Raw genomic sequence first — 6,264 nt, forward strand, 5'->3', positions numbered from 1 at the left:
ATGTCAAGCCAAAGGGTCCTTCCCCTCGTAGAGGAGGGCGAGGAGCTCCACCGTGTGCAGGACGGGGAGGTCCAGGTAGGCCTGGATCTGGGTGAGGCAGCCGATGTTCCCCGTGGCCACCAGGTCCGCCCCCGTGGCCTCGAGGTTCTCCGCCTTCCTCCTCCCCAAGGCCTCGGCGATCTCCGGCTGGAAGAGGTTGTAGGTGCCCGCGCTCCCGCAGCAGAGCTCCCACTCCCTGGGCTCTAGGACCTCGAGGCCCGCCGCCCTTAGAAGCCGCCTCGGGGCCTCCCTCACCCCCTGGGCGTGGGCCAGGTGGCAGGCGTCGTGGTAGGCCACCCGCAAGGGGCGCTTAGGGGGCGGGGGCGGGGCAAAGCCCACCTCCTCCAGGAGAAGGGCCACGTCCTTCACCTTGGCGGCGAGGGCCCGGGCCTCCTCCTCCTCGGGCTCCCCCAGGAAGAGGAGGGGGTACTCCTTCATCCCCGAGCCGCACCCGGCGGCGTTGGTGACCACGTAGTCCACCTCCCGGAAGACCTTCAGGTTCTTCCGGGCGAGGGCCCTCGCCCCCTCCTTGTCCCCGGCGTGGAGGTTTAGGGCGCCGCAGCAGGCCTGCTCCGGCGCCACCACCACCTCCACCCCGTTTTCCTGGAGGACCTGGATGGTGGCCTGGTTGATGGAGGGCCTCAAGACCCTCTGGGCGCACCCCAAAAGGAGCCCCACCCGGGCCTTTCTCTTCCCTTTGGCGGGGTAGACCTCCCCGTAGGGGGCCTCCTCGGGGAGGCGGTCCGGGAGGAGGCGGAGGGGGGCTTTTAGGGCCTTGGGGAGGGGAAGGGGCTTGAGGAAAGGCTTCAGGCGCGCGCCGAGGGCCGCCAGGGGCCGGAAGCGCCCGGGGTAGGGGAGGGTGCGGAGGAGGCCCAGGCGGTAGGCGGCCTCCAGGGGAAAACGGCGCCGCCTTGGCTCGCTCCAAAGCCGGAAGGTGGCGATGAGCTCGCCGTAGGGCACCCCGCTTGGGCAGGCGGTGACGCAGGCCTGGCAGGCGAGGCAGCGGTCCAGGTAGGGGAGGGCTTCCTCCAGCTCCAGGTTCCCCTCCAGCACCTCCTTCATGAGGAAGATCCGGCCCCTCGGGGAGTCCATCTCCTCCTGGAGGACGGCGTAGGTGGGGCAGGTGGGGAGGCAGAAGCCGCAGTGGACGCAGGCCTCTATGGCGTGGGCCATCACCTCCCCTTCCTTGCCCAGGTTTTCCACGGGGATTTGGTGCTGCATGCTCTCACCCTAAGGGAAAGCGGCCCTTGGGGTCTAGGGCCTCCTTGACCTTGGCGAAGAAGGCCGAAAGGGGCGGGGGATGGAGGGGCTCCTGGGCTCCTTGGAGGACCAGGTGGGGAAGCCCCCTCTCCCTTAGCGCCTTTAGGCCCTCCTCCGCGGTCCCGGCGTAGACCACCTCCCCCCCGTCCAGGTAGCGCCTTGGGCCCAGGGGAAGCCCCTCCAGCTCGGGGATGAGGTGGGGCTTCGTGGGAACCTTGACCCAGACGGGGCTTCCCTCCAAGAAGGCGAGGTCCCGCACCCCCTGCCAATGGGGGGCGTCCTCCTCCAGGACCTCCCCCTCCCCAAGGAGGCCCAAGAGGCGCCCTAGGCGGGCCTCCACGCTTTCCCTAAACCCCCCCAGGCGAAGCTCGAGGGTGGCGGGGGGAACGAGGTCCAGGGCGAGGAGGTCCAAGGGGAGAAGCCTCAGCCTTTCCAGGTCGGCGAGGGCTTCCCTTAGGGTTTCCCGCCGCACCCGGAGGGTCCGGGTGGCCCGGGGCCTGGGGAAGACCTTGAAGGAGAGCTCCACCATCACCCCGAAGGCCCCCAGGGAGCCCACCATGAGGCGGTGGAAGGGGAAGCCCGCGGCGTTCTTCACCACCTTGCCCCCGCCCCGCACCACCCTCCCTTCCCCGTCCACGAACCGCACCCCGAGGAGGAAGTCCCTAAGGCCCCCATAGCGGTGGCGCAGGGGGCCGGAAAGCCCCGCGGCCACCGTCCCGCCCAGGGTGGCCCCTCTCCCCGCGAGGGGCGGGTCAAAGGGGAGGTACTGGCCGTGGGCTTTAAGGGCCTCCTCCACCTCGGCGATGGGGGTTCCGGCGAGGGCGGTGAAGACGAACTCCTCGGGCTCGTACTCCAAAAGGCCCCGGAGGCGGGAGAGGTCCAAGAGGGCCTCCCCCTCCTTTGGGGTGGAGAGGGCGGGCTTGGTCCCCCCGGCCCGGACCCGGAGGTGGGGGTGGGCGAGGACCGCCTCCCGCACCTCCTCGAGGCCTTCCGGCCTCAGGGTCACCGGGCCACCTCCATCCGGGGGTCAAAGACCTTGCCCCGGTTGGCGAGGCCCTTGGGGTCCAGGCGGGCCTTCACCCGCTCCATGGCCTCCACGTCGGCCTCGGAGAACATCTCCCGGAGGTAGGCCTTCTTCTCCACCCCCACCCCGTGCTCCCCGGTGATGGAGCCCCCAAGCCGCACGCAAAGCCTCAGAATCTCCCCGGCCAGGGCCTCGGCCCTTTCCAGCTCTCCCGGTTTTTTCCCGTCGTAGAGGACCAGGGGGTGGAGGTTCCCGTCCCCGGCGTGGAAGACGTTGGCCACCCTCAGGCCGTACTCCCGGGAGAGGCGCCCGATCTCCCTCAGGGCCTCCCCGAGCCGGGAGCGGGGCACCACCCCGTCTTGGACCAGGTAGTCGGGGGAAAGCCTCCCCACGGCGCTGAAGGCCGCCTTCCTGCCCTTCCAGATGGCCTGACGCTCGACCTCGCCCCGCGCCACCCGCACCTCCAGGGCCCCGCTTTCCTCGAGGACCCGGTGGAGCACCTCGGCCTCGGCCGCCACCTCCTCCCTGGGGCCCTCCAGCTCCACGATGAGGAGCCCCTCCACCGGGGGGTAGCCCGCCTTTACCGCCTTCTCCGCGGCCTCTATGCTCAGGCGGTCCATGATCTCCATGGCCCCGGGAAGAAGCCCCGCCCGGATCACCCGGCTCACCGCCTCCCCCGCCGCCTCGAGGCTCGGGTAGGCGGCGAGGACGGTGTGGTAGGCCTCGGGCTTGGGGAGAAGCCGCAAGGTGATCTCCACCGCCACCCCCAAAAGCCCCTCGGTGCCCACGAAGAAGCCGTGGAGGTCCGGCCCCACCCCCTCCAGGCTCTCCCCCCCGAGGCGCACCACCTCCCCCTTAGGGGTGACGAGCTCCAGGCCCAGGACGTGGTTCGCCGTCATCCCGTACTTCAGGCAGTGGGCCCCCCCGGAGTTGAAGGCCACGTTTCCCCCGAGGGTGCTTACGGGCTGGCTGGAGGGGTCGGGGGCGTAGTAGAGGCCAAAGGGAGCGGCCTGGCGGGAGACCTCGAGGTTCACCACCCCGGGCTCCACCACGGCGATCCGGGCCTTGGGGTCCAGCTTTAGGATCCGGTTCATCCGGTTCAGGGCGAGGACGATCCCGCCCTCCACGGGGAGGGAGCCTCCCGAGAGGCTCGTGCCGCTTCCCCGGGCCACGAAGGGGACGCCGTAGTGGTGGCAGAGGCGCACCACCTCCACCACCTCCTCCTTCCTCTCCGGCAGGGCCACGGCGAGGGGGCGCTTGCGGTAGGCGGTGAGGGCGTCGGACTCGTAGGGGGCGAGCTCCGCCTCCCTTGTGAGGACCCTTCCGGGTAAAAGGGCCTTGAGTTCCTCCAAGAAGCCCACCCTTGCCCTCCTTTCCCCTCCACTTTAGGGCAGGAAGCCCCCACCCTCCGCGCCTTCGGCCTAGTCAATGTAGTCGTAGGCCACCAGGGTCAGGAACTCCACGAACTCCTCCGAGAGGACGAGCTTGTCCAGGATCTCCTCCGCTTCCCGGTAGCGGCCGGTTTCCCTCCCGCCCAGCTTCTGAAGCTCCTCCTCCTTGACCTTTTGGTAGAGCTCCGGGGTGACGGGGCGGCCGTCCTCCAGCCTGGCCTCCCGGTGGACCCACTGCCAGAGCTGGGCCCGGCTGATCTCGGCGGTGGCGGCGTCCTCCATGAGGTTGAAGATGGCGGCGGCCCCGTTGCCAAGAAGCCACTGGTTCAGGTACTGGAGGGCCACGGAGACGTTGTTGCGAAGCCCCGCCTCCGTCACCTTGCCCTCGGGGACGTGGAAGTTCAGGAGGTCCGCCGCGCTCACCTGGACGTCCTCCCGCTTCACGTGCTTCTGGTGGGGCCTATCCCCCAGGTAGCGGTCAAAGACCTCCATGGCCACGGGCACGAGGTCCGGGTGGGCCACCCAGGTGCCGTCAAAGCCCTGGGAGGCTTCCCTTTCCTTGTCCGCCCGGACCTGCTGGAAGGCCCGTTCGTTCACCTCGGGGTCCTTGCGGCTCGGGATGAAGGCGGCCATGCCCCCGATGGCGTGGGCCTCGTGGGCGTGGCAGGACTTGACCAAAAGCTCGGTGTAGGCCTTCATGAAGGGCACGGTCATGGTCACCTGGGCCCGGTCGGGGAAGATGGGGGCGGTGGTGGCGAACTTCTTGATGCAGCTGAAGATGTAGTCCCACCGGCCCGCGTTGAGCCCGGCGGCGTGCTCCTTGAGCTCAAAGAGGATCTCCTCCATCTCAAAGGCCGCCAGGATGGTCTCAATGAGGACCGTGGCCCGGATGGTGCCCCGGGGGATCTTCAGGTAGTCCTGGGCGAAGTTGAAGACCTCGTTCCAGAGGCGGGCCTCGAGGTGGCTCTCAAGCTTCGGCAGGTAAAAGTAGGGCCCGCTTCCCCGCCTTAAGAGCTCGTGGGCGTTGTGGAAGAAGTAGAGGCCGAAGTCAAAGAGGCTCGCCGAGATGGGCTCCCCGTCCACCAGGACGTGCTTTTCCACAAGGTGCCAGCCCCTTGGGCGCACCACCAGGGTGGCGGTCTTCTCCTTTAGCTTGTATTCCTTGCCCTCGGGGGAGACGAAGTCTATCTGGCGGCGCACGGCGTCGTAGAGGTTCTTCTGCCCCCGGATGACGTTGTCCCAGGTGGGGGAGAGGGCGTCCTCAAAGTCCGCCATGAAGACCTTGGCCCCGGAGTTTAAGGCGTTCACGATCATCTTCCGGTCCACGGGGCCCGTGATCTCCACCCGGCGGTCCAGGAGGTCAGGCGGGGCTTCGGCCACCTTCCAGTCCCCGCCCCGGACGAAGCGGGTCTCCTCCAGGAAGTCCGGCCTCTCTCCCGCCTTGTACCGCTCCCAAAGGGCCTTGCGCCGCTCCAGGAGGGCTTTGCGCACGGGGTTGAACTCCCGCTGGAGGGCCACCACGAACCTAAGGGCCTCTTCCGTGAGCACTTCCCCGAGGAGGGGATGGTCCTTGGTGATCTCCACGCCCTTCATGGTGGTTTGAGCCTAAGGGAGGGGCGGGGATTTGTCAAGAAGCAAAACGATTTTTTGTCTATTGAAAAATAGGGTCCGCCCTGGTATCCTCGGGGGCATGCCGAGGCCCAGGGAAAAGGGAGCCCGGGAGGTCAGGACCCTGGAGCGGGGCCTCCTGGTCCTCGAGGCCCTGGCGGAGCTGGGGGCCGGGGGGCTTGGGGAGGTCGCGGGGCGCACCGGGCTTTCCAAGAGCACCCTCTACCGCCTCCTCCAGGCCCTGGCCCGCCGGGGGTTCGTGGAGGAGACGGGAGGGGTCTACCGGGTGGGGCCCATGGCCTACCGGGTAGGCCAGGTCTACCCGCAAAAGAGCCTCCTGCAGGCGGTGCGGCCGGAGATGGAGGCGTTGGCGGCGGAGCTTGGGGAGAGCGTGAACCTGGCGGTGCCCGCGGGCAAGGAGGCCCTTTACCTGGACCAGGTGGAGGGCACGCGCCTGGTGCGCCTTTTCACCGCTCCCGGAAGCCCCGCCCCCCTCCACGCCACCGGGGTGGGTAAGGTGCTTTTGGCCTACCGGGGGGTGCCCGAGGGGCTTGCCCTGCCCCCCTACACCCCCCACACCCTCACCCGCCTCCCTGAGCTTCTGGCCGAGCTTCGCGCGGTGCGGGAGCGGGGCTACGCCCTGGACAACGAGGAGAAGGAGCTCGGGGTGCGGTGCGTGGCCGCTCCGGTCTTTGGCCCCTCGGGGGAGGTGGTGGCGGCCCTCTCCCTTTCCGCCCCCGCAAGCCGCCTTTCCCTGGAGGAGGCCCACCGCCTGGCCCCCCGGGTGGTGGAGGCGGCGAGGAGAGCTTCCTTGCGCTTAGGCTTTACAGGGCCCGTATAATGAAAAGGGTGAGGACGCCTTAGCGGGAGGGGCTGAAGGCCATGGACAAGGACCGTCCGGTCTACGTGATCTCGGTGGCGGCGGAGCTGGTGGAGATGCAC

The 6,264-nt window shown here is 68.9% G+C and carries 5 protein-coding genes; 1 reads left to right on the forward strand and 4 read right to left on the reverse strand.

Features of this window, described 5'->3' with window-relative positions; translation table 11 throughout:
- Positions 1-3: 3 nt before the first annotated feature.
- Genes glcF through aceB form a run of 4 tightly spaced genes read right to left on the reverse strand, consistent with a single transcriptional unit; the run spans position 4 to position 5,307 of the window.
- On the reverse strand, positions 4-1,260 hold the full coding sequence (glcF, locus tag ABJK26_RS09045) for a glycolate oxidase subunit GlcF (protein WP_347241957.1): 1,257 nt from the start codon (positions 1,258-1,260) through the stop codon (positions 4-6).
- 4 nt (positions 1,261-1,264) lie between these two features.
- Positions 1,265-2,305, reverse strand: a complete 1,041-nt coding sequence (locus tag ABJK26_RS09050; protein ID WP_347241958.1) for an FAD-binding protein — start codon at positions 2,303-2,305, stop codon at positions 1,265-1,267.
- Positions 2,302-3,684: an FAD-linked oxidase C-terminal domain-containing protein gene (locus ABJK26_RS09055; RefSeq protein ID WP_347241959.1), complete on the reverse strand. Its 1,383-nt coding sequence runs from the start codon at positions 3,682-3,684 to the stop codon at positions 2,302-2,304. Before ABJK26_RS09055 ends, ABJK26_RS09050 begins: the two co-directional genes overlap by 4 nt.
- A gap of 60 nt (positions 3,685-3,744) precedes the next feature.
- Positions 3,745-5,307: a malate synthase A gene (gene aceB, locus ABJK26_RS09060; protein ID WP_347241960.1), complete on the reverse strand. Its 1,563-nt coding sequence runs from the start codon at positions 5,305-5,307 to the stop codon at positions 3,745-3,747.
- Positions 5,308-5,404: 97 nt separating this feature from the next.
- Here aceB and ABJK26_RS09065 point away from each other — a divergent pair, with 97 nt between their 5' ends.
- Positions 5,405-6,163 carry an IclR family transcriptional regulator gene (locus ABJK26_RS09065; protein ID WP_347241961.1) on the forward strand — a complete coding sequence of 253 codons (759 nt, stop codon included), beginning with the start codon at positions 5,405-5,407 and terminating at the stop codon, positions 6,161-6,163.
- The last annotated feature ends 101 nt before the right edge of the window (positions 6,164-6,264 follow it).

Origin of the sequence: Thermus sp., assembly GCF_039793865.1 — a bacterium.
In the GTDB taxonomy this organism is placed as follows: Bacteria; Deinococcota; Deinococci; order Deinococcales; family Thermaceae; genus Thermus.

What these genes read in the sequence shown, in the direction of transcription:
- glcF (WP_347241957.1), bottom strand. Translation starts at nt 1,260, where the DNA reads ATGCAGCACCAAATCCCCGTGGAAAACCTGGGCAAGGAAGGGGAGGTG.
- aceB (WP_347241960.1), bottom strand. Translation starts at nt 5,307, where the DNA reads ATGAAGGGCGTGGAGATCACCAAGGACCATCCCCTCCTCGGGGAAGTG.
- ABJK26_RS09065 (WP_347241961.1), top strand. Translation starts at nt 5,405, where the DNA reads ATGCCGAGGCCCAGGGAAAAGGGAGCCCGGGAGGTCAGGACCCTGGAG.